Source organism: Azospirillum thermophilum, from assembly GCF_003130795.1.
In the GTDB taxonomy this organism is placed as follows: Bacteria; Pseudomonadota; Alphaproteobacteria; order Azospirillales; family Azospirillaceae; genus Azospirillum; species Azospirillum thermophilum.
Genome location: NZ_CP029358.1, coordinates 343,837 through 370,143, shown reverse-complemented (window position 1 = coordinate 370,143; position 26,307 = coordinate 343,837). Strand labels below are relative to the sequence as shown.

The window sequence follows — 26,307 nt, the reverse complement described above, 5'->3', positions numbered from 1 at the left end:
CCGCCCGCGCCTCTCCCGACGGACCGTCCGTGGGAGGCGCGGGCGGGAGGTCCGCCTACTTGCGGTCGGCGCCCACCGCGGGGATGGTCAGGTAGCGCAGGCGCTTCATCTCGCGCCGGCCGTGGGTGACGGTGTCGAGGATCAGGCCGCAGGTCAGGCTGAGGAAGGCCAGCAGCATGATGCCGGTCGCCAGCACCGCGGTCGGCAGCCGCGGCACCAGGCCGGTCTGCCAATAGGTCACGATGATCGGCTCGGCCAGCGCCAGCGACAGGATGAGGAAGGCCAGCGCCAGCGACGAGAAGAAGGCGAGCGGCCGTTCCTCCTTCACCAGGATCAGGATGGTCCGCAGGATGCGGAAGCCGTCGCGGTAGGTGCTGAGCTTGCTGACCGATCCCGGCGGCCGGTCCTTGTAGGGGGTCTTCACCTCGTCCACCGGCATGTTCAGCTCCAGCGCGTGGACGGTCAGCTCGGTCTCCGTCTCGAAGCCGCTGGCGAGCGCCGGGAAGCTCTTGACGAAGCGGCGGGAGAACACCCGGTAGCCGGAGAGCATGTCCTGGATGCGGCTGCCGAAGATGGCGGCCACCATGCCGGTCAGCAGCTTGTTGCCGAAGCGGTGGCCGGGGCGGTAGGCGGCGGCGATGTCGGTCACCCGCTGGCCGTTGACCATGTCGAGCTGCTCGGACACCAGCTTCTCGATCATCGCCGGGGCGGAGGCGGCGTGGTAGGTGTCGTCGCCGTCCACCAGCACATAGACGTCCGCCTCGATGTCCGAGAACATCCGGCGCATGACGTTGCCCTTGCCCTGCAGCGGCTCGCGCCGCACCACGGCGCCGGCCGTCCGGGCGACCTCCACCGTGCGGTCGCGCGAGTTGTTGTCGTAGACGTAGATGGTGGCGTCGGGCAGGGCGGCGCGGAAGTCGCTCACCACCTTTCCGATCGCCGCCTCCTCGTTGTAGCAGGGGATCAGGACCGCGACGCGGAGCTTTGCCGCGTCGGGCGCCGCGACGGTCGCGCGGAACTCGATCGGCTGGCGGCGTTCAGCGATGGACATGGGGTCATTCTCCGTTGTCTTCGTCACCGGTTTCAGCCGGGCTCTTCGGGGCCGGTCAGGCGGCCGGCCTGCCGGAGGCAAGGGCCGGTGACGCGGCCGGCTCCTCGGTGCGGCGGGGCTGGACCGCCAGCAGGGCGGCGATCGCCGCCAGCGGCAGCAGCCACGCCACGCGGTTCTGGTAGCGCGGATGGACCGCCGACAGGCCGCCGGCCACCGCGGCGTTCAGCATCAGCCCGAGCGCCAGCACCGCGAGCAGCCCGCCCTGCCGTCCGCCGAGCCGGCCGGCGCGGGTGGCGAGCACCCAGCCGAGCGCCAGCAGCGACAGTACCAGCACGGTGAGCTGCACCGCGTTCAGCGCCGCCCGCGGGAAGGCCTGCGCCATCTGCAGCGAGGTCATGAAGGCGGTGTAGACCGGCTGGCCGAAGCGGCTGAAGAACTGGCGGGTCCAGGGCTTCACCGGGTTGGTCAGGATGATGTCGATCTGCGGGCTGACCAGCAGGGTCGCCGCATTGATCGCCATGTGGCGGGCGACGTCGAGCGGGCGGCTGGCGATGGTCGCCCGGTTGATCTCCGACGCCTCGGCCAGGAAGCGCGGCGTGTCGCCGAAGGCATGGCGGGCGCCGTCGGGATGCCACAGGAAATAGTCCGACGTGATGAAGCCCGGCGCGCTGCGGTCGAGCGTGTCCAGCTTGCCGCACAGCAGGTAGCCGCGCTCCGGACAGGCCTCCGCCAGATAGTCGCGGGCGGGGCCGTCGCCGATCAGCCGGGCCAGCAGGAAGAGCGGCGAGCTGGGCGACAGCACCGGATGCTTCATCAGCACGGCGTTGGCGGCCATCAGCGTCCCGGCGGCGAGCAGCAGCGGCGCGCAGAGGCCGAGCAGCACCGCCCGCAAGCCGCGCCGGCGGACCAGCGACCACAGGAGCATCAGCGCGGCGAGCGCGCCGAGGATCGCCAGGTGGCTGAGATGCACCATGGTCATCCCGGCCAGCACCGCCACGTCGAACAGGCGGCCGGTCCGCGACCGCTCCGCCCAGCCGGTGTAGACGGCGTAGGCCATGAGGATCAGCGGCCCGGTGAACAGGTCCGGCATGATCATCCCGGCCTGCACCGGCAGGCTGGTCAGCAGGGCCAGCGCCAGGATCACCGCCAGGAACGGGGCCGGCCGCAGCGCCAGACCGGCCGCAGACAGGGCGCGGCGGACGGCGTAGGCGGCGACGAGGCCCTGCGCGACCGGAACCAGCCAGACGGTCCAGTCCGTGGTGAAGGGCAGCAGGAACAGCGTGTAGGGGAAGGGCCGCAGGAAGAAGGCGAAGCCCGAGAAGGGCACCGTCGCCGGCGGGCCGGGCGGCCGTGTCCAGCTCGGCCCGTCACCCGGGCGCAGGACGTTGAAGGCCGGCTCGAAATAGCCGGGCGTATCGTCGAAGGTCAGCGGAAAGCCGTTGAGCAGCAGGACCGGCAGGCCGAGCAGAAGCCCCCCGCAAGGAGCAGCAGAAGCTCCATCCAGGCCGGGCCGGTCCGGGGGGCTCCGGCCGGCGCGCTATGCGTCACCCTCATTCTCTCGGTCCATCCTTGGCTGGCGAGGCTCGTCGGGAGGGTGTGCCGCGGAGCGGTGCGCGCCAAGTTTTCCTGTGGATTATCGACCCATTCCACCCGGCATCCTCTCCGGATGGCGCCGGCCGGATGGGGATCCTCCGAAAAAAAGGGGTAGGAGCCGGGGCCGGACCCAAATGGAAGGGCTGCCGCCACACCCATTGGGCAGTGGAATTTGCTGCATCTGCGTTCTCTATTCTTGCGTGTCCCGCGCCGGCCGGCGCCGGGGACCCTTTCCGCCTGCAAGAATACGGAGACGAACGGGATGGCGCAGCGCAACGAAGCCGCTCTGGACCTCGATGCCGGGCCGGTGGCGGGCCGGGCATCCAAGCGCGGGCTGGTGAGCGCCCGGGAACGGACCCTGTTCGCCGGGACGGTCCTGCTGCTCGTGCTGGCGCTGTGGAGCATCCCGCTGCTCAGCTTCCCCGACGGGGCGGTGCATGTGGCGATGGCCCATCTGCTGACGGTGCTGGGCAACGGCACCGCCGACCCGATCCTCCAGCGCTATTTCGAGCTGAACATCCAGACCGAGCCGAACTGGTTCATCTATCCGATCCTGGCCGGCCTGCTGCAGATCTTCGAGCCGCACAGCGCCGAGAAGGTGCTGCTGACCGGCTTCATCGTGGCCTTCCCCTATAGCGTCCGCTATGCCGTCACCGCCGCCCGGCCGGAGAATGCGCCGCTCGCCTGGTTCGCGCTGCCCTTCGTCTACGCCTGGCCGCTGAACCTGGGGCTGTACAACTTCATCTGGAGCCTGCCCTGGCTGTTCGTCACGCTGGGCTATGCGCTGCGCCGCTGGACCGACATGACGCCGGGCCGCACGCTGGTGGTCGCCCTGCTGGCGCTGGTCACCTACTTCTCGCACATCACCTCGGCCATCGTGCTGATGCTGACGGTCGGCGCGCTGGGCGCCTGGATCCTGTGGTGCGAGTGGCGGGTGCCCGGCTCCTCCGGGCTGCGGCGCGAGGGGGGCGCGGCGGCCGGCTGTGGACGACCGTGCTGGCCTTCGCGCTGGCCCTGCTGCCGATCGCCCTGCTGACGCTGCACTTCGCCGCCTCGCACACCGGCCAGGAGGTGGAGTTCGGGCAGGACGTGTTCTACCGCACCAAGATGCTGGCCTACGGCAACGCGATCCTGTCGCACAGCCGGTGGGAGGCCGTCTTCACCATTCCGGTGGCGCTGCTGCCCTTCGCCGCCTCGGTCCTAATGCTGCGGCGGCGGTGGCGCGAGGGGGACTGCGACCGCTCGACGGGCTGCTGGTGGCGGCGGTCGGCATCACCGTCTTCAGCTACGTCATTCCCAACAGCACGTCGGGCGGCGGGCTGGCGGTGCAGCGCATCCAGCTCTATCCCTACCTGCTGTTCATGCTGTGGATCGCGACGGCGGGCGACTGGGCGGCGCTGCGGCGGGTGACGGCGGTCGTCTCAGGCATCGCGACGGTCGGGCTGCTGGGAATCAACATGTATTACCTGCACCTCTCCAGCCGCTATGTCGCGGAGTTCGAGAGCGCGATGGCCGCGCTGCCGCCGGGCAGGACGATGCTGGTGCTGGACTTCACGGGCTGGAACCTCAGCCCCGAGGGCGCGCACGAGAGCTTCCGCATGAATTTCTACGGCCATGCCCAGTCGCGCTTCGTGGTGCATCGGCCGCTGGTCGACCTGAACCTCTACCAGGCCTCCACCCCCAACTTCCCGGTCAGGTACCGGGAGGAGATGGACCCCTACATCCACCTGCGCGGTTCGGGGGCCAACGCCTACACGCCGCCGACCGACGAGTTCCTGCATGCCGGCGAGCGCAGCGGCATCACGGTGGACTATGCGCTGGTCTGGGGCCTGACGCCGCAATGGCGGAGCGACCCGGCCGCCGCCCCGATCCTGGACCAGCTCGCCCAGGGCTATGAGCTCGTCCAGGGATCGGAGCATGGCTGGCTGCACATCTACCGCCGGAAGGAGTGATCGGCCTCGTGCCGGGGCGGGGTGGCGGCCGCCGCCGTCCCGTCCTGCTGCCGGCCGGGCGATCCGGCGGCGGGGGCGGGCTTGTGGTCGTCCTTCAGCGGACAGTGCAGCGGCGGGGTGGGGCCGGTGACGACGTCGAAATCGAACATGATGAGCTACCTCCTGGTTCGGGAGGCCGCCCGGAGGGGACGAGACGGGATTTCGGTGTCGTGGCGCGACGGGGATCGGGGTGCGATCGGGAGGTCACGAAATGCGAAAGCCGCCTCGGTTCCGGGCGGCTTCGGGTTGTCAACGCGTGTGCGTGGTCCTAGGCCGCCAGACGAAACCAGCGGCCAAAGTATCGGGACGAACCCGGACAGACGGGGGCGATCACGCGTTTCATGATGCGTCCACCATAACGCCGCCGCCCACGTCTGCCAAGCGGGAAGTGACGGGAGACCTCCGTCCCTCCGGTCACCAGCGGTAGCGCAGGCCTGCGCTCAGCGTATGCCCGACGGCATCGCGGCGCAGGTCGGCGTCGTAGCTGCCGAAGGCCTGCAGGCGGCCGTCCAGCTCGGCCGTGAGGCCGGCGCCGAGAACCGCGGCGTCGCGGCCCGGCCGGGTGCCGGAGACGCGGAAGGACGTGCCGGCGAGGCTGGCCCGGCTGCCGGCGGCGACGTCCAGGAAGTCGTGGTCCCAGCGGGCGCGCAGTTCCGGCTCCACCGTGGCGTCGCCGGCCTTCAGCGTCCAGGCCGCCTTCACGCCCAGGCTGCCGCGCAGGGTGGTCAGCGTCTCGTCCTCCACCGCAAGGCCGAGGATGCCGGCGCCGCCCTCGGTGAAGCCGCTGCGCGTCACCCTGTCGATGCGCAGGCCGGCCGCGGGTTCGATGCGGGTGCCGCCGAGCGTCAGGCTGCGGCCGGCGACCAGAGCGGCGTTCAGCGAGTGGCCGCCGCTCGTCGCCGTGGCCGTCCGGTCCAGCGGGTTGACGCTGCCGAAGCGGATCGGCCGCCGGCTGTCGTAGTGGCCGTAGGCGTAGCCGGCCTGACCGTCGGCGAACCAGCCGTCCAGGCTGTAGCCGCCGTAGAGCGCCACGGAATAGCTGTCGAGGTCGGTCTTGCCGGCGTCGCCGCGGGCCTCCACCGCCGTGCGCTGGTAGCCGAGCGCCGCACCGGCGGTGACCGTGTCGGAAAGACGGCGGTCGGCGCCGAGCGCCAGGCCGCCGCTGCGGGTGCGGAAGCCGGCCGTGTTGCCGTCGCCGTCGGAGGAGGCGATGCGGCCGACCGCCCGGGCCCAGAAGGTGACGGCGTCGGCGGAGGCCTGCTGCCCGGCGGCGCGCAGGGTGGCGGTGCGGCCGAACACCACGTCGCCGAACAGCCGGCCGGAGTCGCGGGCGGCGGTCAGCGCCTCGGCATGGACCACGCCGCCGAGCCGGTCGAGCGCTGCGGGGATGGCGGCGGCGCCCAGCGGATAGAGGGCGTCGAACAGCGGCTTCACCGCGTCGGACGGGCGGACGCCGGCGGCGGGGCGGAGCGTCTCCAGGGCGGTACCCACCGCGGTCCGGTTGGCGGTGGCCGCGACGCCGGCCGCGGCGAGGCGGGCGTAGCTGGCGGGCGTGACGTGCAGGGTGAGGGCGTTGCCGCCATAGACGGCGTCGAACCGCGTGCCCGCCGGGAGCCCCGAGGCGGGCTGCGTGATGCCGGCGAAGCTGCCGAGCAGGCCGCCGGAGGCCGTCACCACCGTGAAGCCCTGGCCCGGCACCGGGCTGTAGCCGTTGGTGGCGGAGCCGGAGATGCCGCGGGTCACCGGAACCAGCGTGCCGCCGGCGGTGAAGGTGCCGGGGGTGCCGGTGACGTCGATGCGGTCGTGGAAGCCCGCCCCGGTCCCGGCGGTCGCGCCGTCGATCTCGATCCTCACCGAGGAGGCGCTGCCGTTGGTGACGGCACCCGCCACCGTCAGGATGCCCGGCGAGTTGCCGGGGTCGAGCGTGCCCTGGTTGATCAGCGTCCCGGCGATGGTGCCGCCGCCGCCGAGCCGACCGCCGCTCTCGACCGTCACGGTGGAGCTGGCGAGGCGGCCGTCGACCGACAGGCTGGCGTTCGGCTTGACCACGGTCGAGGTGACCGTCTGGGTGCCGGACGCCAGCGACAGGCTGGTGGCCGTGCCGGTGCTGGTGCCGACCTGCAGCAGGCCGAGATTCGCCATGTTGGCGCGGACCGTGGAGCGGCCTTCCATGGTCAGGCTGTCGCCGCTGCCGGCGCCGGTCAGGTCGTAGCCGATATCGGTGTTGGCGATGTTGACGCTGTTGCGCTGCCCGTTGAAGGGGTTGCCGGGATTGAGCGTCAGCACCACGGAGGTGCCGGTCTGGCCGAGCGACAGGGTCGAGGCGCCCAGCCGTTCGGGGTTCAGCCGCTCGACGGCGCCGAACTGGCCGGTCACCCCGCCGGCCGCCGTCAGCACCTCGTAGCTGCGCGGGACGAGGTAGAGCCCGTCCAGCGGCGCCACCTGCAGCGCGGCGCCGCTGGAGATGGTGGCGGTCCCGCCGACCGCCAGCTTGCCGGCATTGCCGGCCGGGTCGATGGCCACCTGAAGGCGCGAGCCGGCGGCGAAGGTCACGGCGCCGCCCAGCGACAGGGTCCCCGCGGCGCCGCTGCCCGGCGAGACGGTCCCGGACACCGTGGCCGACGGCGTGGCGATGCTGCCGCTGCCGGCGAGCCCGGCGCCGGCCGCCACGGCGAGGCCGCCGGACAGCGCGAGCGGGCCATTGACCGTCAGCGTGCCGCTGGAGACGGTGGCGGTCGTGAAGTCGGAGAAGACGCTGCCGCCGCCCAGCGTGTAGCCGTTCCCGGCGCCGAGCTGGAAGACCAGGCTGTTGGTGCCGCCGCCGCCCAGGACCCGTCCGGTGATGGAGCCGCCCTGGATGATCAGCGTGTCGTTGCCGTCGCCGAAGTCGATGGCGACCGGGTTGGCGCCGCCGCCGGCGATGGTGCCGGAGTTGGTGACCGTGTCGTCGTAGGGGCCGACCAGGGTGATCGCAGGACCGGCCAGCCCCTCGATCCGCCCGGCGTTGACGATGGTGGTCGCGCCGTAGCCGGCGCCGCCCGAGCCGTTGTCCACCATGATGCCGCGGCTGACGCCGCTGATGAGGCCGCCGGCATGGTTGGTGACGCTGCCGCCGCCCATGGCGATGCCGTCGGCGCCGTTGGGCTGCCCGCCCGAATCGACGCCGCCGGCCCCGGTGCCCTGGATCGTGCCGTAATTGACCACGGTGCCGATGACGTCGATGTCCACGCCGTCGCCGTCGCCGTTGAGCGAGGCGACGCCGCTGCTGTTGCGGATGTTGCCCGCGCCCGCATAGTCGCCGGAGATCAGGCCGTAGTTGATGACGGTGCCGTTGCCGTCCGAGCCCACGCCGGACCCGTTGCGGCCGCGGATGACGCCGCCCGCCGCATTGGTCACGGTGGCGCTGAGGAGCTGGGTGTTGCCGGTGCCCGGAACATACTGGTCGATGGTGACGCCGTGGCGGGCACCGGAGATCACGCCCCCGGCCAGGTTGTTGACCACGACGCCGGGCTGGCGGATGTCGATGCCGTCGGCCGTGCCGTTGTCGCCGCCGCTGGTGTTGGGCGCACCGTCGAGGTTGGTGATCAGGCCGGCGTTGTTGATCACCGTGTTGACGCCCGGACGGATCGCGTCGTCGAAGGCGGTCCGGATGATGCCGGTCGCGGCATTGTCGATGGTCTTCGCGACGGCGGCCTGGGTCATGGCGTTGAGGTCGATCGCCTGTCCGCTGTTGCCGCCGGTGCCCGTCGTCTCGATCAGGCCGGAGTTGTTGATGGTCAGGGAGCCGGAGACGTAGTTCGTGTTGATGCGGATCGCGTCGTTCGCCGAGCGGATGATGCCGGTCGCGCCGTTGTCGATCACATAGATGCGGGTGCCGGCGGCGGTGCCGCTGCTGTCGATGGCGCGGGTGCTGGTGCCGGTCGACAGGATCGAGCCGCCGTTGTCGATGCGCACGCCGGTCCCGCTGGTCACGTTGTTGAGCGTGACGGCCACGCCCGAGGTGGACAGGGTGCCGCCCGCCTGGACGGTGCCGGTCTGGTTGCCGCTCAGCGTCTGCGCCGTGGTGACGGTGCTGCCGGAGGTGACCATGAACTGCGCCATCGCCGGCCCGGAGAGGAGCAGCGCGAGGCCGGCGCAGCCATGCAGGGCGGTGGTTGCCAGAAGGCCGTGGCGATGCGGCATGCGTCCTCTCCGTCGGGGGGCTTTGCGGCTGACCGGGTTGCCCGGAGCCGGAAATGGGCAGGCGTCCGGTTCGCGCGGCTTGCAAGCCGTCGCTCCGGACTTCGCCGGGAGTAATAGAGACGGACTGTTACATGGCTATGACGGCGACCTCCGGAACCCGCGATCGCTCCCAGGTTGCCGCCGCCGCCGCCCGGCCGGCGCGCGGCGTCTCAGTTTTGTCTCTCCAATTCGCTATAAAATGAGACCATCGTTGCTCGCCTAGGGAGGGGGGAGTCCGCCTTCGTCCCGGAGAGCAATTGGGACCAGAAGCATGCAGAGTGCCGCGACCCCGGCGGTCTACACCGACCTTGGCCGCATCATGGAGAGCATCACGCGCCGTTTCCTGGATGTGCTGCGGATGGAGCTCGCGCGGGTGGGGGTGACCGACCTCAGCCCGACGCAGGCGTTGATGCTTCTTCATATCGGCGGAGAGGAACTGTCGGTCCGCGACCTGCTGGAGCGCGGCTACTATCTCGGTTCCAACGCCTCCTACAACCTGAAGCACCTGACCGAGGCCGGCTATGTCGACCGGTCCGCCTCGCAGCGCGACCGCCGCACGGCGCGGCTGCGGCTGTCGGAGCGCGGGCTTGCCGTCTGCGAGGCGCTGAAGCGGCTGGAGGCGCTGCGGGCCGGCGCGCTGGTGCGCTCCGAGTCCGATGCGGCGGAGGTGGAGACGACCTACCGCACGCTGCGCCGGCTGGAGCGGGCCTGGATGGACCTGATCCGCTACGACGACGATCCGCCGTCCGACCCCTCGCTGCTGGTCGGTCCGGCCGCCGGGTCCGGCGCGGCGATGGATTCGTAGAATTCCGGCCCGAAGCCGGCGGCGGCGCGGCTCGTCACGTTGAAGGGCCGCTTCAGCCCGCCGCGGAAGTTCCGCAGCACCAGATCCTGCCAGGTCGCCACCGGATCGACGCCGCGCCGCCGGCACAGGTGGCTGAACCAGCGGTGGCCGGCCGCGACGTGGCCGATCTCCTCGTCGTGGATGGTCTGGAGGATGCCGGCGCTCTCGTCGTCGCCGAACGCGCGCAGGCGGCGCACCGTGTCGGGGGTGACGTCCAGCCCGCGGGCCTCCAGCACCATCGGCACCAGGGCCAGCCGGGCCGTCAGGTCCTGCGCCGTCTTCTGCGCCGCCTGCCACAGCCCGTCATGGGCCGGCAGGTCGCCGTAGGACGCGCCCATCTGGTTCAGCCGATGCTCCAGCATCGCGAAGTGCCGGGCCTCGTCGTCGGCGACGGCGATCCAGTCGTCGGTGAAGCCCCTGGGCATCGCCTCGCCGGGAAAGCGGCAGACGATGTCCCAGGCGAGGTCGATGGCGTTCAGCTCGATATGCGCCAGGGCGTGCAGCAGGGCGATGCGGTTCTGCAGGGTGCCGCCGCGCCCGCGCTTGGGCATGTCGCGGGGCAGCTTCAGCTCCGGCCGCTCGGGCCGGGCCGGGCGGTCGGGCGGGACGGCGCCGCCGATCTCCGCCAGCGCGCCGCCGCGCCAGGCGGCGGCATACTCCCGCGTCAGCCGCACCTTCTCCATCGGCGCCGCGGTGGTGAGCACCGCGACCGCCGCCTCGCTCAGCGTCGCAACCATCGGTCCTTACCAGCCATACGCCACGAAGTCGGGATTGAGCACGTCGGCCTTGCCGTAGACCAGCGGGCTGCCGTCCGGCTGCTCCACCCGGCCGCCGGCGGCGATCAGCACGGCATGGCCGGCGGCGGTGTCCCATTCGCTGGTCGGGCCGAAGCGGGGGTAGAGGTCGGCCTTGCCGCAGGCCAGGGCGCAGAACTTCAGCGAGCTGCCGCAGGTGATCCGCTCCTTGACCGGATAACCGGCCAGGAAGGTCTCCAGCGCCGGCCCGGAGCCGTGGGAGCGGCTCGCCACCACGGTCAGCCCCTCGGCCGGGCGCGGGCGGACATGGATCGGGTAGTCGTGGCGCCCCTCCACCCAATGGACGGCGGTGCCCGGCCCGGCGCCGGCATAGAGGTCGCCGGTCGCCGGCGCATAGACGACGCCGAGCACCGGGCGCCCGTCCTCGACCAGCGCGATGTTCACGGTGAACTCGCCGTTGCGCGAGATGAACTCCTTGGTGCCGTCGAGCGGGTCGACCAGCCAGAAGCGCCCGCCGGAGATGTCCGGCCGGTGCCCGGCGGCCGTCGCCTCCTCCGCCACCACGGGGATGCCGGGCAGCAGGTGGTTCAGTGCCGGCACGATCACCGCCTCCGCCGCATGGTCGGCCTGCGTCACCGGGCTGCCGTCCAGTTTTGTGGCGACGTCGATGCCGTCGTTGTAGAAGCGCAGGATCACCTGACCCGCCTCGTGCGCGATGGTGCGGACCGTCGGCAGCAGGCTCGCGGCAGCGGCGTGGGGCATGTCGGGCTCTCCATGAGGATTGGTCGAACTCCCACCATAGCGCGCCGGACGGGCCGGCTGAAAGCTCTGAAGGGATTGCACAAAGGAGAAGGCGGATGACGGCGCCCTGGCGGCCGATGAGCGAAGCGGACCTGGATGCGGTGCTTGCCATTGCGGAGGTGGTCCACCCCGATTATCCGGAAGACCGGTCGGTCTTCGCCGAGCGGCTGGCGCTCTATCCCGCCGGCTGCCTGATCGCCTGGCACGAGGGGCGGCCGGTCGGCTATGCCGTCCTGCATCCCGGCCGCGTCGGCTGGCCGCCGCCGCTCGACACGCCGCTCGGCGGCCTGCCGGCCGATGCCGACTGTCTCTACCTGCACGACGTCGCGCTGCTGCCGGAGACGCGCGGCCTGGGGCTCGGCCTGTCGGCGCTGCGCGCGGCCCACGCCATCGCGGCCGGCGCCGGCTTCGCGACGCTGGCCCTCACCTCCACGCCGCCGGCCCGCGGCTTCTGGGACCGTGCCGGCTTCACCCCCTACCGCGGCGGCGGCGAGGCGTTGCAGGCGAAGCTCGCCTCCTATGGCGGCGGCATGACCTATATGACGGCGCCGGTCGTGCAGACTCCGGGCAATCTTCTTGCGGCCTTTCCAAAAGAAAATGTCCCGCCTTCATAAAAACGCCACCCGTTAACAGAGTTAAACAGGAGGTGAATAAGTGAACCTCCTGACGACCACTCCGGACTTTCCGGTTGACGCCGCAGCGAATCACATAAAAATCTAAAGGGGTAATGATACCGGATCAGGTTGTAATAGTGGATCTTCCATTCTCTTGTCGACTGCAGAGCGGTTGAAGAGTGGAGGAGATGGGGGGTGCGACATGCCGGAAAGATTGCGGCTCCGGGTCCCCGCGCTGGCCATCCACGTCTTTGCGGCGATTGCCGCCTTCCTGATCCTGGGCTGCCTGACACAACCGGCCACTGCCCTGGACGCGAAGAGCAGGAGCCGGATCCTTATCCTGCATTCCTACCATATCGGGCATGACTGGACCGACCTGCAGGCCGACGGCATCTCGGACGCGATCAACGCCTTCGCCCCGGACTCGGTCCAGGAAATCTACTATCTCGACTGGAAGCGCTATCCGGAGGTCTCCAGCCTCGACGCGATGGAGGATCTGCTGCGGCAGCGCTTCGCCGCGAAGATCGTCGACCTGATCGTCACCACCGACGATGCGGCGCTGTCCTTCGCGCTGCGCATCAGGCCGAAGATCTTCGGGAACGAGATCCCCATCCTGTTCAGCGGCGTGAAGGCCGGGGCGCCGACCCTGCTGGGCAACCCGCCCAACCTGACCGGCGTCTACGAGGCCAAGGACATCGAAGGGACGCTGCGGATGGCGCTGGAGGCCAATCCGGCCTACCGGAACGTCTATCTGATCCGGGACGACACCGAGACCTCGCTGCAGACCGAGCATGCCCTGCGCCGGGTCATCGACGGCATCGGCGTGCCGCTGACCCTGCACACGCTGTCCGACCTGCCGATCGACGCGCTGCGGCAGAAGCTGGCGGGCCTGGGACCGGACAGCTTCGCCCTGTTCATCGCCTATTCCCCCGAGGCCGGCGGGCTGAACCTGCCGCACGGCCGGTTCCTGGAGCTGATGAGCGCCGGCAGCGCGGTGCCGATCTTCGGGCTGCAGAGCTATCTGCTGAAGTACGGCCTGACCGGCGGCAGCCTGCTGGACGGCGACCGCTACCGGGCGGCGGTGGGGCAGCTCATCCGGCAGGTGCTGTCCGGCGCCAGGGTGGAGGCGCTGCCGCTCCAGGCCGCCGACGTCACCCGGCGCGTGATCGACTACCGGCAGGCGGAGCGTTACGGCCTGCCGCTCGACGGGTTCTCGCGGCTGGACCAGGTGGTCAACAAGCCCTTCTCCTTCGTCGAGACCTACCGGTCGCTGGTGATCGCGGTCGCCGCGGCGCTGCTGCTGCTGAGCGCGCTGGTGGTGTGGCTGACGCTGGTGGTGCGCCAGCGCCTGCGGGCGGAGAGGGCGCTACAGGGGGCCAACGCCGCGCTGATCGCCTCGCGGGTCCGGCTGCAGGACAGCGTCGTCGAGCTGACCGCCAGCCAGACCGAGCTGAAGCGCAGCGAGCAGCGGCTGCGGCTGATCGCCGAGGCGGCGCGCGACATCATCTGGAGCTGGGACGTGCGGTCGGAGGAACGCAGCCTGTCCGGCCGGGTGCGCGAGGTGCTGGGCTATGACGCGGAGAGCCTGACCCGGATGCAGGCCTGGGACGCGCTGGTCCACCCCGACGACCGGGCGGGGGCGGCCGACCAGCTCCTGCGCCACCTGCGCGGCGACACCGCGGAGTACCGGGCCGAGTACCGCATCCGCCACCGCGACGGCCATCTGGTCTGGCTCTGCGCGACCGGCAAGGCGCTGTTCGACGAGCAGGGGCGGCCGGTGGTGATGGCCGGCTCCTACACCGACATCACGGCGGAGCGGGAGCGGCAGGCCTGGCTGGACCGCATGGCCCATTTCGACCAGGTGACCGGCCTGCCCAACCGGGTGCGGCTGTCGGAGCATGTCGACGCCTGGATCAGCAGCGGCCACATGGACACCGCCAGCCACGACCTCGCCCTGCTGTTCCTCGACATGGACAATTTCAAGTTCATCAACGATTCCTTCGGCCACAAGGCCGGCGACCGGCTGCTGGTCGCCTTCGGGCAGCGGCTGAAGGCGCTGGCCGGCGAGGGGGTGATGGTGTCGCGGCTGGGCGGCGACGAATTCGTCATCGTCCTGGAGGGCGAGGCGGCCGGCGACATCCAGGGCGTCTGCCGGCGGATCGAGGAGAGCTTCAGGGCCCCCTTCGTGATCGAGGGGCAGAACTTCTTCGTCACCAGCAGCATCGGCGTCGCCCGCTATCCCTGGGACGGCCGCAGCTTCGACGAGCTGCTGCAGAATGCCGACACCGCCATGTACTGGTCGAAGGACGGCGGTCGCGGCCGGGTGTCGATGTTCACGCCGGAGATGAACCGCAACGTGGTGGAGCGGGTGCGGCTGCTGTCGCGCATGCGCACGGCCATGGAAAGCAACGCCTTCTCGCTGCACTACCAGCCGCAGGTCGCCACCCGCAACGGCGCCATCCTGGGGTTCGAGGCCCTGGTGCGCTGGACCGACCGCGAGCTGGGGCCGGTGTCGCCCGCCCGCTTCATCCCGGCCTGCGAAGAGACGGGCATGATCATCCCGCTGGGGCTCTGGGTGCTGGAGGGGGCCTGCCGGCAGGCGATGGCCCTGATCGAGACGGGCATGACCGGCCTGAAGATGAGCGTCAACGTCTCGGTCGTCCAGCTCTCGCAGCACGACTTCGTCCGGCAGGTGCTGGAGGTGCTGGAGCGCACCGGCCTGCCGCCGGCCAACCTGCAGCTTGAGATCACCGAATCGCTGGTGATCGGCTCGCTCGATACGGCGGTCGGCAAGCTGACGGAGCTGCGCAAGGCGGGGGTGCAGATCGCGCTCGACGATTTCGGGACCGGCTACTCGTCGCTGACCTACCTGCGCCGCCTGCCGATCCACACGCTGAAGCTGGACCGCGGCTTCATCGACGAGGTGACCGAGAAGCCGGAGGCGCGCAACCTCGTCGCCTCCATCTTGCGGATCGCCAGCGACCTGTCCCACACGGTGGTGGCGGAGGGGGTCGAGGATCTGGCCCAGTGGGAGGCGCTGTCGCGCCTGGGCTGCGACCTGATCCAGGGCTATTTCGTCAGCCGCCCGCTGCCGGCCGACCAGCTCGGAGCCTTCATCGCCGGCTGGGAGAAGCGGCGGCCTGCCCTGCCGCTGCTGGACGAGCACGGCACCGTCATCGGCATGCCGGCCCGCCAGGGCCACTGAGGCGGCGGCCTGCCGGTCGGCGGCGGGCTCTTCAGGCGAGCGCGCCGAGGTCCGGGCCGTCCACCAGCGACTCGAAGGCTGGCCGGGCGAACAGGTAGCCCTGCATCAGCGTCACGCCGAGGTCGCGCAGCACCCGCGCCTCGGCCGCGGTCTCCACCCCCTCGGCCACCGGCGTGATGCCGAGGTCGGTGCACAGCGACAGCACCGCCTTGACGATGCTGCGCCGGGTGCGGTCGCCGTCGATGCCGCGCGTCAGCTCCATGTCCAGCTTGATGACGTCCGGCTGGAATTCCGCCAGCAGGTTCAGGCCGGAATAGCCGGCGCCGAAATCGTCGATGGCGGTCAGGAAGCCCTGGCGCTTGTATTCGCGGAAGATGCCCTTCAGATGCTCGCGGTCGGTGACCTGCTCGCCCTCGGTCACCTCGAAGACGATGCGGTCGGTGGGAAAGCCGGTGCGGGCGGCGGCGGCGAGGGTGGCGCGGATGCAGGCCTCCGCCTGATAGACGGCGTTCGGCAGGAAGTTGATGGAGAGCCGGGCGTCGCCGGTGCCGAGGCGGGAGGCCAGCTCGATCGCCCGGACGCGGCAGGCCTGGTCGAAGGCGTAGCGGTTGGCGTCGGTGACCTGCCCCAGCACCCAGCCGGCCCCCTGGCCGTCCGGCCCGCGGACCAGCGCCTCGTGCGCCCAGACGCCGCCCGCCGCGAGATCGACGATCGGCTGGAAGGCCATGGTGAAGTCGAAGGGCAGGGCCTCGGCGCACTGGCCGCCGCAGCCCTGCCGCATCCCGTCTGCCGTTCCGCCCGTCATGTGCCGCCTCGCCTTCCGTCCCCACGCCGATGGAAAAGGGCTGACGGAATTTCCCTAATTTTTCGGTAAAGGACCGGCCCGGCGGCGGGCCGCCGCCGGTGGAGCGGGGGCGGCGGCTATTCCGCCGCCAGCCCCACCCGGTGCCGCCGGATCGCCCGCCAGACGGTTTCCGGCGTCGCCGGCATGTCGATGTGGGCGATGCCGTGGTCGGACAGCGCATCGACCAGCGCGTTGATGATGGCCGGCGGCGCGCCGATCGCCCCGGCCTCGCCGGCCCCCTTCATGCCGAGCGCGTTGGTGGTGGAGGGCACGCAGTTCAGCTTGATGGCGATCGGCGGCAGGTCGACCGCCCGCGGCATCTGGTAGTCCATGAAGGAGCCGGAGAGGAGCTGGCCGCTGTCCGGGTCATAGACCACCCGTTCCTGCAGCGCCTGGCCCAGCCCCTGGGCGACGCCGCCGTGGACCTGCCCCATGACCAGCAGCGGGTTGACCACCGTGCCGAAATCGTCGACGACGCTGTAGGCGACCAGCTCCACCACGCCGGTCTCGGGATCGACCTCCACCTCCGCGACGTGGCAGCCGTTGGGGAAGGTGTTGGCCGGCGGCGTCCAGCGCGCCATCTCGGAGAAGGCGATGCCCCCCTCGCCGGCGGGATTGTCGCGGGCCGCCCTGGCGGCGACCTCCTTGAGGGAGACGCCGCGGTCGGTGCCGACGATGGTGAAGCGGCCGTCGGCGAACTCCACGTCCACCGCCGCCGTCTCCAGCAGGTCGGCGGCGACCGGCTTGGCCTTGTCCACCACCTTGGCGGCGCCTTCGGCGAGCGCCGCGCCGCCGACCGGGACGGAGCGCGAGCCGCCGGTTCCGCTTCCCCAGGAGACGCGGTCGGTGTCGCCCTGGATCACCTCGACGTCCTCCGGCGGGACGCCCAGCCGGTCGGCGATGATCTGCTTGTAGGCGGTCTCGTGCCCCTGGCCGTTGGTCTGGGTGCCGATCATCAGGACGACGCGGCCGTCGGCGTTGACCTGGACGGTCGCCTGCTCCGGCCCGCCGCCCGAGCAGGCCTCGATGTAGGTGGCGAGCCCGGCGCCGCGCAGCCGGCCGCGCGCCCGGGCCTCCGCCTTGCGGGCGGGCAGGCCGGCGAGGTCGGCGAGCGCGATGCCGTCCTCCAGATTCCGCCGGAAGTCGCCGGTGTCGTAGACCTGCCCCATCGGCGTGGCGTAGGGCATGGCCGAGGGCGGGATGAAGTTGCGCCGCCGGATCTCCGCCGGGCCGAGGCCGGTGACGCGGCCGGCATGGTCGATCAGCCGCTCCAGCAGATAGGCGGCTTCCGGCCGGCCGGCGCCGCGGTAGGCGTCCACCGGCTGGGTGTTGGTGAAGACCCCCTTCACCCGGACATGGACGGCCGGCGTGGTGTAGGAGCCGACGAGCATCGCCGAGCCGGCGTCGGTCGGGATGAAGGGGCCGTAGTTGGAGAGGTAGGCGCCGAGATTGGCGACGGTGTCGACCCGCAGGCCGAGGAAGCGGCCGTCGGCGTCCAGCGCCAGCCGCGCCTTGCTGACATGGTCGCGGCCGTGGTCGTCGCTGACGAAACCCTCCGTCCGGTCGGCCGCCCATTTGACCGGCCGGCCGAGCGCCTGGGCGGCGAAGAGGCAGGCGACATATTCGGGGTAGTTGAAGATCTTCATGCCGAAGCCGCCGCCGACGTCGGTGGTGACGACGCGGAAGCGCTCCTCCGGCAGGTTGAAGATCCTGGAGAACTGCTTGCGCAGCCCGTGGACGCCCTGGCTGGTGACATGGATGACCAGCCGCCCCGTCCCGTCCTCCACCGAGGCGAGGCAGGCGCGGCCCTCCATGGGGGAGGGGACGACGCGGTTGTTGACGATCTCCAGCTCGACGATGCGGGCCGCGCCGGCCAGCGCCTGCTCCACCGCCGCCTCGTCGCCGGTCTCCCAGTCGAAGCAGAGGTTGCCGGGGGCGGCGTCCCACACCAGCGGGCGGCCGGGCTCCAGCGCCTCCAGCGTGCCGGTGACGGGGGTGCGCTCCTCGTAATCGACCATCACCAGCTCGGCGGCGTCGCGGGCGGCGTCGAGGCTCTCCGCCACCAGGACGGCGACCGGGTCGCCGACATGGCGGACGAAGCCGCGGGCGAGCGCCGGGCGCGGCGTGGCGACATAGGGGGAGCCGTCGCGCTGCTTCAGGCCGGACAGGCAGGGCAACATGCCGATGCCGGCGGCGTCGAGGTCGGCGACCGTGTAGAGGCCGAGCACGCCGGGCTGGGCCAGGGCGTCGGCGCCGTCGACGCCGCGGATCGCCGCGAAGGCGTACGGCGAGCGGACGAACACCGCGTAGGCCTGGCCGGGCAGCGAGATGTCGTCGGTATAACGGCCGCCGCCGGTCAGGAGGCGGGCGTCTTCGGTCCGCGTGACCGCCTGGCCGATGCCGAACTTCTTCATGAGGCTTCCGTCCCCCGGTTTGATCCGTTCGTTGACCCCGCAAAGATAAGCCGCCGCCCGGCGAAGGGGAACCCTGCCGTCGGTATGGGGCGGGCCGTCGGTATGAGCCGGGCCGTCGGTATGGGCCGGATTGTGCGCGTCGTGCGCGAACCGTTCGGCGCACAATGGCGTGAGCGGAGGCTTTGCCGTTCCAGTTCAACGGGTTGGCGGGGACCATACGAGTACGGCCGTTGTGCAGGGGATGCACGGCGGGACAGGTCCGGACGCGGTTCGTGCCGTTGATGCCGGCGAGGATAGCCGTGACCGTGGCCGGCGGCAAGGCGGGTCGGGAAACGGGCCGGGGGCCTGCATCCGGCCCTGCGCATATTGACAATCGATGGCTCCCCGCCGACACATAACGCCGCGATATCGCATGGCGGTGGGAACGGGCGATGGACGTTCGGCAGCTTCGCTATTTCCTGGGGATCGTCGAACATGGCTCGGTCTCCCGCGCGGCGGAGGCGTTGCGGGTGGCGCAGCCGGCGCTCAGCCTGCATCTGAAGCGGCTGGAGGAGGAGTTCGGCTGCCAGCTCGTCCTGCGCACCGCCCGCGGCATTGTGCCGACGGAGAGCGGGCGGCGGCTGGCACAGCGGGCGGCGGCCCTGGTCGAATCGATGGACATGCTGCGCGACGAGGTGCGGGCGGTCGAATCCGCCCCCTCCGGCCCGGCCACCGTCGGCGTCCCCACCACGCTCGGCCCGCTGCTGACGGTGCCGCTGGCGCTGGCGGTGCGGCGCAGCCATCCGGCGATCCGGCTGCGGGTGGTGGAGGGGCTGTCCGGCCACATGCTGGAATGGGTGCTGTCCGGCCAGCTCGACCTCGCCCTGGTCTTCGGGGCGGAGGACATGTCCGGCCTGACGGCGGAGTTCGTGGCGCGCGAGACGCTGCACCTCGTCGGGCCGCTGGCCGACCCGCTGCTGGCCGGCCGCCGCGCCATCCCCTTCGCGCAGGCGCTGGACCTGCCGATGATCCTGCCCGGCCGCCCCCATGGCGTGCGCGAGGAGGTGGAGCGCGCCGCCCTGCTCGCCCGCGGCCAGCCGACCGTGGTGATGGAGATCGACGCGCTCGACCAGATCAAGTCGCTGGTGGCGGAGGGCTGCGGCTACACCGTGCTGTCGGAGCGCGTCGCCCGCTACGGCCCGGACGCGGCGCGGCTGGTCAGCGTGCCGATCGTCGAGCCGGAGATCGACCGCAGCATCCATCTCGCCCACGCCTCGGGCCGGCCGCTGCCGGCCGCGGCGCGCGCCGCCCAGACCATCCTGCGCGAGCTGCTGGCCGGCATGACGATCGGCGGCGGCTGGCGGTAGCGAAACGGTCAGTCCGCGGGCTCGTCCACCGGATGCGGCGCGCCGGGGCGGATCACGCTGCGGATCGCGAAGCTCGACTGGATGCGCAGCACGCCCGGCAGGCGCGACAGCACGTCCTTGTAGATCCGGTCATAGTCCACCGCGTTGAGCGCCACGATGCGCAGCAGGTAATCGGACGTGCCGGAGAGCAGGTAGCACTCCTTCACCTCCGGGCAGCGGCGCACCGCCGTCTCGAACCGCCGCAGGTAATCCTCGGTCTGCCGCTCCATGGTGATCTGGACGATGACGACGACCGAGCGCTCCTCGTCCTCCTCCTGGACGATGGCGGTGTAGCCGCGGATCACGCCGGAATGCTCCAGCATGTGCAGCCGGCGCAGGCAGGCCGAGGGCGACAGCCCGACCTCCGCCGCCAGCTTCGCGTTGCTCATCCGGCCGTCCCGGCGCAGCAGGCGGATGATCTTGCGGTCCAGGCTGTCCAGGCTGTGCATGCAACATCGTTCGAAAAGGCGGCGGAAGCTGCGAACGCAGCGGCCCATTATGGCTGAATCATGCAGATGTTTGGAGAGATTGTCGATGTTCGCGAGGCCTATAGTAGGTCTACGATATAGTCAACGCGCCGGAAGTATCTGGAGGGTCCCATGGCCACGCACATCGGCGTTCCAAAGGAAATCAAGAACCACGAGTACCGGGTCGGCCTGACGCCGGCCTCCGTCCGCGAATTGACGGCGGACGGCAACAGGGTGACGGTACAGTCGGGCGCCGGAGCCGGGATCGGCTTTTCCGACGAGGACTACCGCGCGGCCGGGGCGGACTTGTCCGACAGCGCCGCCGACATCTTCGCAACTGCGGAGATGATCGTCAAGGTGAAGGAGCCGCAGCCGGCCGAATGCCGCATGCTGCGCCCCGGCCAGCTTCTCTTCACCTATCTCCACCTCGCTCCCGACCCGGAGCAGACCCGGCTGCTGATGGACAGCGGCTGCACCGCCGTCGCCTATGAGACGGTCACCGACGCCCGCGGCCGCCTGCCGCTGCTGGCGCCGATGTCGGAGATCGCCGGGCGCATGTCGATCCAGGTCGGCGCGGTGGCCCTGCAGAAGAGCAACGGCGGTTCCGGCGTGCTGCTCGGCGGCGTGCCGGGCGTGCTGCCGGGCAAGGTGCTGGTGATCGGCGGCGGCGTGGTCGGCACCAACGCCGCGCGCATGGCGATGGGGCTGGGCGCCGACGTGGTGGTCGCCGACCGCTCCGTCGACCGGCTCGCCCAGCTCGACGACCTGTTCGGGCCGCGGCTGAAGACGGTCTACGCCTCGGCCGACGCGCTCGACCGGCTGGTCGCCGAGGCCGACCTCGTGGTCGGCGCCGTGCTGGTCGCCGGGGCCGCCGCCCCGAAGCTCGTGCGGCGCGCGCAGCTCCCGGCCATGCGGCGCGGGTCGGTGCTGGTCGACGTCGCGATCGACCAGGGCGGCTGCTTCGAGACCAGCCACGCCACCACCCATTCCGACCCCACCTACATCGTGGACGGCATCGTCCATTACTGCGTCGCCAACATGCCGGGGGCGGTCGCCCGCACCTCGACCGAGGCGCTGAACCACGCCACCCTGCCGTTTGCCCGGGCGCTGGCCGGCAAGGGCTGGCGCCGCGCGCTGGCGGAAGACCCGCACCTGCTGGCCGGGCTGAACATCCATGACGGCCGGGTGACTCATGCGGCGGTGGCGGAAGCGCTCGGCCATCCCTTCGCGGACCCGCGCAGCCTGCTCGGCGGATAAACCGGCGATTCCGAACTTTCTATCGCGGACGGCGGCGTCCGTAGAATTTTCATCGGATGCCGCCGCCACAATTTGAACGTTTGTTGTTTTTTTCGCGGAATCGAAACAGGGTATTGCGTCAAAGCGCGCACTTGCTTTACGTGTCTGTGACAAGAAAAAGGGCTACAATTGTCGCAGGCCCTAGACGGCCGCGGCAAGCTCTAAAGAAAAGCGAAGAACAGGGTAAAGTTCGGTGCTGGCACCGACTTGACCGAACCGGGCGGGGAGTCTGCCTGACTTCGGTCGATGCAATGGCGACACGTGGAGTCTGCCGGATGACTCGAACATCCCGGCTGGACAGGCGCGGCGGCCCGATCCGCCACGCATGAGGGGGAGCTTGTTGACCATGTTCGACGACGCGGCTTTCGTCAGGCAGCGGGGGCGCCGGATGGGCCGGAACGACCTGATCCCCTCCGCTCCCGGCATTTCGACCGGATTTCCCGTGCACGCCATCGCGACCACGGCGCCATCAGCCGGCGCCGGGGAGAGCCTGCACCAGCGTCACTGACCCGTGGCGCGGCCCCCGGGCGACCGGCGGGCCTCCCGGGTCGTCACCGGGTGCGGCGGCGGGGTTCCGCGCGTCCCCTGCCTTGACCTCAGGATGTGCCCCCCGCACGTCCAGGGTTGGGACCTCGCCGCTGCACGCGACGCCACCGAATCAGCGCATTCCGTATCGAACCCTCGGTCATCTGGGAGGCTGGGAGCCCGGCTTATGGAGTATTTCACACAACAGCTGATCAACGGGCTGTCGCTTGGAGCGATTTACGGCCTGATCGCGATCGGCTACACGATGGTCTACGGGATCATCGGGATGATCAACTTCGCGCACGGCGAGATTTACATGATCGGCTCCTTCGTGGCGCTGATCACCTTTCTCGCCATCGGCGCGCTGGGCATCACCTGGGTGCCGCTGGCGCTGCTGGTCATGCTGCTGGCCTCGATGCTGTTCACCAGCGTCTACGGCTGGACGGTCGAGCGCATCGCCTACCGGCCGCTGCGCTCCTCGCCGCGGCTGGCGCCGCTGATCTCCGCCATCGGCATGTCGATCTTCCTGCAGAACTACGTCCAGCTCGTCCAGGGCGCGCGCTCCAAGCCGCTGCAGCCCATCCTGCCGGGCAACCTCACCCTGATGGACGGCGCCGTCTCGGTCAGCTACGTCCGGCTGGCCACCATCCTCATCACGCTGGCGCTGATGGTCGGCTTCACCATGCTGATCAACCGCACCTCGCTGGGCCGCGCCCAGCGCGCCTGCGAGCAGGACAAGAAGATGGCCGGCCTGCTCGGCGTCAACGTCGACCGCATCATCTCCCTGACCTTCGTCATGGGCGCGGCACTCGCCGCCGTCGCCGGCATGATGGTGCTGCTGATCTACGGCGTGATCGACTTCTACATCGGCTTCCTCGCCGGGGTGAAGGCCTTCACCGCCGCCGTGCTCGGCGGCATCGGCTCGCTGCCCGGCGCCATGCTCGGCGGCGTCGTCATCGGCTTCATCGAGGCCTTCTGGTCGGGCTATGTCGGCTCGGAGTGGAAGGACGTCGCCACCTTCTCCATCCTCGTCCTCGTCCTGATCTTCCGCCCCACCGGCCTGCTCGGCCGGCCGGAAATCGAGAAGGTGTGAGAGCATGAGCAGCAATCCCTCCACTCCCGCCTCCTCCCCGGCCGTGTCCGCCCCCGCTTCCGCCTCGCGGCCGGAGACCGCCGACTGGCCGGCGCTCCTCAGGGAGTCGGCGCTGGCGGCGCTGGTCGCCTTCCTGCTCACCGTGCCGATGATCGGCCTGCGCACCGTCGACCGCCCGACCGGGCTGGGGCTCGAGGCGCGGCCGGCCGAGGTCGCCGCCGCGGTGGCGCTGGTCTTCCTCGGCCGCCTCGGCCTCGGGCTGATCCGCAGCGGGCTGGCGCTGCCGGTGCTGCTGCTCGGGCTGGCGGCGGCGGCGGCCGGCTTCGTCCTGCCGATGCCGACCCAGATGCTCAGCGTCGTGCTGATCGCCGGCGGCGGCGTCATCGCGCTGCGCGCCCTGCTGACGCTGACCACCCACCGCTCCAAGCTGTCGCAGGCCGAGCGCGACCGCCGCATGGACCGCATCGCCGCCAAGGTGCAGCACGCCTCGCGCTGGATCGGCCCGATCGCCATCCTGGCGGCGCTGGTCTTCCCGCTGACGCCGCTGGCCAACCGCCAGCTCGTCGACATCGGCATCCTGCTGCTGACCTACATCATGCTGGGCTGGGGGCTGAACATCGTGGTCGGGCTGGCCGGGCTGCTCGACCTCGGCTACGTCGCCTTCTACGCGGTGGGGGCCTACAGCTACGCCCTGCTGGCGCATTACTTCGGGCTGAGCTTCTGGCTGTGCCTGCCGCTGGCGGGCGTGCTGGCGGCGCTGTCGGGGGTGCTGCTCGGCTTCCCGGTGCTGCGGCTGCGCGGCGACTATTTCGCCATCGTGACGCTGGGCTTCGGCGAGATCATCCGCATCGTGCTGGTCAACTGGTACCAGTTCACCGGCGGCCCCAACGGCATCTCGGGCATTCCGCGGCCGAGCTTCTTCGGCATCGCCGACTTCTCGCGCACGCCGGCCGACGGCATGCTGGCCTTCCACGAGATGTTCGGGCTGGAGTTCTCCTCGCTGCACCGCATCATCTTCCTCTACTACCTGATCCTGGTGCTGGCGCTGGTGGTCAACCTGTTCACGCTGCGCATCCGCAAGCTGCCGCTGGGCCGCGCCTGGGAGGCGCTGCGCGAGGACGACATCGCCTGCGCCTCGCTGGGCATCAACCGGACCAACATGAAGCTGGCGGCCTTCGCCATCGCCGCGATGTTCGGCGGCTTCGCCGGCTCCTTCTTCGCCACGCGCCAGGGCTTCATCAGCCCGGAGAGCTTCACCTTCATCGAGTCGGCGATCATCCTGGCCATCGTGGTTCTGGGCGGCATGGGCAGCCAGATCGGCGTGGTGGTGGCGACGCTGCTGGTGATCGGCCTGCCCGAGGCGTTCCGCGAGCTGGCCGACTACCGCATGCTGGCCTTCGGCATGGGCATGGTGGTGATCATGCTGTGGCGCCCGCGCGGCCTGCTGGCCCACCGGGACCCGACGATCCTGCTGCACGGCAGGAAGGCCGCTTCGGCGGGAGCCGCGCGATGAGCGCCCGGACGACGAGCCGCGAGATGACCCCGGAAACGATGGGCGAGATGACGGGCGACAAGCCTCTGCTGAGCGTCGAGCACCTGACCATGCGCTTTGGCGGTCTGGTGGCCAACAACGACGTCTCCTTCACCGCGCGGGCCGGCGAGATCACCGCGCTGATCGGCCCCAACGGGGCGGGCAAGACGACGCTGTTCAACTGCGTCACCGGCTTCTACACCCCGACGGTGGGGCGGCTGACGCTGCGCCATCCCGACGGTCGGGAGTTCCTGCTGGAGCGCATGCCGGGCTACCGCATCGCGCAGAAGGCGCGGGTGGCGCGCACCTTCCAGAACATCCGGCTGTTCGGCGGCATGAGCGTGCTGGAGAACCTGATCGTGGCGCAGCACAACAAGCTGCTGCGCGCCTCGGGCTTCACCATCGCCGGGCTGCTCGGGCTGCCGGTCTACCGCAAGGCGGAGGCCGAGGCGGTGGAGCTGGCGAAATACTGGCTCGACCGGGTGCGGCTGACCGAGTACGCCGACTGGGAGGCGGGCAACCTGCCCTACGGGGCGCAGCGCCGCCTGGAGATCGCGCGGGCCATGTGCTCGGAGCCGGTGCTGCTGTGCCTGGACGAGCCGGCGGCGGGTCTGAACCCGCGCGAGTCGGCGGAGCTGGCGGAGATCCTGACCTTCATCCGCGACACCCGCACGCCGTCGGGCCAGCGCACCGGGGTTCTGCTGATCGAGCACGACATGAGCGTGGTGATGCGCATCTCCGACCATGTGGTGGTGCTGGACTATGGCCGGAAGATCGCCGACGGCGACCCGGCGGCGGTGAAGAGCGATCCGGCGGTGATCCGCGCCTATCTCGGCGAGGAGGAGGACGAGGAGCTGCCGCCCGAGGTGGCGGCGGACCTCGCCAACACCAGCGGGGCCCACAACGGCGGCATCCACACGGGCGGGGCGGCCGGGACGACGGCAGCCGGAAAGGGGGCGTGAGGCGATGCTTCGGGTATCGGGGGTACACACCTTCTACGGCGCGATCGAGGCGCTGAAGGGCGTCGACATCGAGATCGGGTCGGGCGAGATCGTCTCGCTGATCGGCGCCAACGGGGCGGGCAAGTCGACGCTTCTGATGACGATCTGCGGCAGCCCGCGGGCGCGCAGCGGCCGGGTCCTGTTCGAGGGCGAGGACATCACCGGGCTGCCGACGCACGAGATCGTGCGGCGGGGCATCGCGCAGAGCCCGGAGGGGCGGCGGATCTTCCCGCGCATGACGGTGCTGGAGAACCTGCAGATGGGCTCGATCACGGCCAAGCCCGGCAGCTTCGCCACGGAGCTGGAGCGGGTCCTGACGCTGTTCCCGCGCCTGAAGGAGCGCATCGGCCAGCGGGCGGGGACGATGTCGGGGGGCGAGCAGCAGATGCTGGCGATCGGCCGGGCGCTGATGAGCCAGCCGCGGCTTCTGCTGCTGGACGAGCCGTCGCTGGGTCTGGCGCCGCTGATCGTCAAGCAGATCTTCCAGGCGATCCGGGAGATCAACCGCGAGCAGAAGATGACGGTGTTCATGGTGGAGCAGAACGCCTACCACGCGCTGAAGCTGGCGCACCGCGGCTATGTGATGGTGACGGGGCGGATCATGCTGAGCGGGACGGGGGCGGAGCTTCTGGCCAACGAGGAGGTGCGGGCCGCCTATCTGGAGGGAGGGCACTGA

General features: G+C 70.7%; 21 protein-coding genes. 12 read left to right on the top strand and 9 right to left on the bottom strand.

The features are described 5' to 3' along the window. Positions 1–55: 55 nt before the first annotated feature. Positions 56–1,051, bottom strand: coding sequence for a glycosyltransferase family 2 protein (locus tag DEW08_RS29400; RefSeq protein WP_109334072.1), 996 nt, complete (start codon positions 1,049–1,051; stop codon positions 56–58). A gap of 55 nt (positions 1,052–1,106) precedes the next feature. Then, the gene (locus tag DEW08_RS29395) at positions 1,107–2,378 is read right to left on the bottom strand and encodes a hypothetical protein (protein WP_109334070.1); all 1,272 of its coding nucleotides are present in this window, start codon (positions 2,376–2,378) and stop codon (positions 1,107–1,109) included. Between the two features lie 528 nt (positions 2,379–2,906). Here DEW08_RS29395 and DEW08_RS29390 point away from each other — a divergent pair. Then, entirely contained in the window at positions 2,907–3,680 is a 774-nt protein-coding gene (locus DEW08_RS29390; protein ID WP_109334068.1) for a hypothetical protein, read from the top strand. A 181-nt stretch (positions 3,681–3,861) separates the two neighbouring features. Then, complete coding sequence (locus tag DEW08_RS29385) at positions 3,862–4,596, top strand: hypothetical protein (protein ID WP_146214786.1); 735 nt, start codon at positions 3,862–3,864, stop codon at positions 4,594–4,596. Here the strand turns inward: DEW08_RS29385 and DEW08_RS31435 are convergent. Both DEW08_RS31435 and DEW08_RS29380 read right to left on the bottom strand, forming a co-directional pair. Next, a complete protein-coding gene (locus tag DEW08_RS31435; protein ID WP_168220556.1) occupies positions 4,578–4,745 on the bottom strand; it encodes a hypothetical protein in 168 nt (55 codons plus the stop codon). The two genes, DEW08_RS29385 and DEW08_RS31435, sit on opposite strands and share 19 nt — an antisense overlap. A gap of 304 nt (positions 4,746–5,049) precedes the next feature. Then, positions 5,050–8,817 (bottom strand): autotransporter outer membrane beta-barrel domain-containing protein, encoded by a 3,768-nt coding sequence (locus tag DEW08_RS29380; RefSeq protein WP_109334064.1) that lies wholly within the window; start codon positions 8,815–8,817, stop codon positions 5,050–5,052. A gap of 310 nt (positions 8,818–9,127) precedes the next feature. Here DEW08_RS29380 and DEW08_RS29375 point away from each other — a divergent pair, with 310 nt between their 5' ends. Further along, a complete protein-coding gene (locus DEW08_RS29375; RefSeq protein WP_109334062.1) occupies positions 9,128–9,661 on the top strand; it encodes a MarR family winged helix-turn-helix transcriptional regulator in 534 nt (177 codons plus the stop codon). Here the strand turns inward: DEW08_RS29375 and DEW08_RS29370 are convergent. After that, on the bottom strand, positions 9,583–10,437 hold the full coding sequence (locus tag DEW08_RS29370) for a ferritin-like domain-containing protein (protein WP_109334060.1): 855 nt from the start codon (positions 10,435–10,437) through the stop codon (positions 9,583–9,585). The genes DEW08_RS29375 and DEW08_RS29370 overlap by 79 nt on opposite strands. Positions 10,438–10,443: 6 nt before the next feature. After that, positions 10,444–11,217: a 3'(2'),5'-bisphosphate nucleotidase CysQ gene (cysQ, locus tag DEW08_RS29365; RefSeq protein WP_109334058.1), complete on the bottom strand. Its 774-nt coding sequence runs from the start codon at positions 11,215–11,217 to the stop codon at positions 10,444–10,446. 95 nt (positions 11,218–11,312) lie between these two features. Between cysQ and DEW08_RS29360 the strand changes: the two genes are divergently transcribed. Continuing rightward, the gene (locus tag DEW08_RS29360; RefSeq protein WP_109334056.1) at positions 11,313–11,870 is read left to right on the top strand and encodes a GNAT family N-acetyltransferase; all 558 of its coding nucleotides are present in this window, start codon (positions 11,313–11,315) and stop codon (positions 11,868–11,870) included. A gap of 214 nt (positions 11,871–12,084) precedes the next feature. Next, positions 12,085–15,075 (top strand): EAL domain-containing protein, encoded by a 2,991-nt coding sequence (locus DEW08_RS29355; RefSeq protein WP_146214785.1) that lies wholly within the window; start codon positions 12,085–12,087, stop codon positions 15,073–15,075. A 31-nt stretch (positions 15,076–15,106) separates the two neighbouring features. Here DEW08_RS29355 and DEW08_RS29350 read toward each other — a convergent pair whose 3' ends face one another. Both DEW08_RS29350 and DEW08_RS29345 read right to left on the bottom strand, forming a co-directional pair. Further along, positions 15,107–15,880 carry an EAL domain-containing protein gene (locus DEW08_RS29350; RefSeq protein ID WP_109334052.1) on the bottom strand — a complete coding sequence of 258 codons (774 nt, stop codon included), beginning with the start codon at positions 15,878–15,880 and terminating at the stop codon, positions 15,107–15,109. Positions 15,881–15,996: 116 nt separating this feature from the next. Beyond that, a complete protein-coding gene (locus tag DEW08_RS29345; protein ID WP_109334050.1) occupies positions 15,997–18,333 on the bottom strand; it encodes a xanthine dehydrogenase family protein molybdopterin-binding subunit in 2,337 nt (778 codons plus the stop codon). A 431-nt stretch (positions 18,334–18,764) separates the two neighbouring features. On the opposite strand from DEW08_RS29345, the gene DEW08_RS29340 reads away from it, so the two are divergent. Next, positions 18,765–19,679: a LysR family transcriptional regulator gene (locus DEW08_RS29340; RefSeq protein ID WP_109334048.1), complete on the top strand. Its 915-nt coding sequence runs from the start codon at positions 18,765–18,767 to the stop codon at positions 19,677–19,679. A gap of 8 nt (positions 19,680–19,687) precedes the next feature. On the opposite strand, the gene DEW08_RS29335 is transcribed toward DEW08_RS29340, so the two are convergent. After that, complete coding sequence (locus DEW08_RS29335) at positions 19,688–20,167, bottom strand: Lrp/AsnC family transcriptional regulator (RefSeq protein ID WP_109334046.1); 480 nt, start codon at positions 20,165–20,167, stop codon at positions 19,688–19,690. 150 nt (positions 20,168–20,317) lie between these two features. On the opposite strand from DEW08_RS29335, the gene ald reads away from it, so the two are divergent. From ald to DEW08_RS29305, 6 genes are all read left to right on the top strand, one after another. Then, positions 20,318–21,442: an alanine dehydrogenase gene (ald, locus tag DEW08_RS29330; protein ID WP_109334044.1), complete on the top strand. Its 1,125-nt coding sequence runs from the start codon at positions 20,318–20,320 to the stop codon at positions 21,440–21,442. A gap of 385 nt (positions 21,443–21,827) precedes the next feature. Beyond that, complete coding sequence (locus tag DEW08_RS31430) at positions 21,828–21,989, top strand: hypothetical protein (RefSeq protein WP_168220555.1); 162 nt, start codon at positions 21,828–21,830, stop codon at positions 21,987–21,989. Between the two features lie 204 nt (positions 21,990–22,193). Further along, a complete protein-coding gene (locus DEW08_RS29320) occupies positions 22,194–23,099 on the top strand; it encodes an ABC transporter permease subunit (RefSeq protein WP_109334040.1) in 906 nt (301 codons plus the stop codon). A gap of 4 nt (positions 23,100–23,103) precedes the next feature. After that, a complete protein-coding gene (gene livM, locus DEW08_RS29315) occupies positions 23,104–24,612 on the top strand; it encodes a high-affinity branched-chain amino acid ABC transporter permease LivM (RefSeq protein WP_109331975.1) in 1,509 nt (502 codons plus the stop codon). Positions 24,613–24,659: 47 nt separating this feature from the next. Beyond that, the gene (locus DEW08_RS29310; RefSeq protein WP_245986982.1) at positions 24,660–25,592 is read left to right on the top strand and encodes an ABC transporter ATP-binding protein; all 933 of its coding nucleotides are present in this window, start codon (positions 24,660–24,662) and stop codon (positions 25,590–25,592) included. Between the two features lie 4 nt (positions 25,593–25,596). Beyond that, positions 25,597–26,307, top strand: a complete 711-nt coding sequence (locus DEW08_RS29305) for an ABC transporter ATP-binding protein (protein WP_109331976.1) — start codon at positions 25,597–25,599, stop codon at positions 26,305–26,307.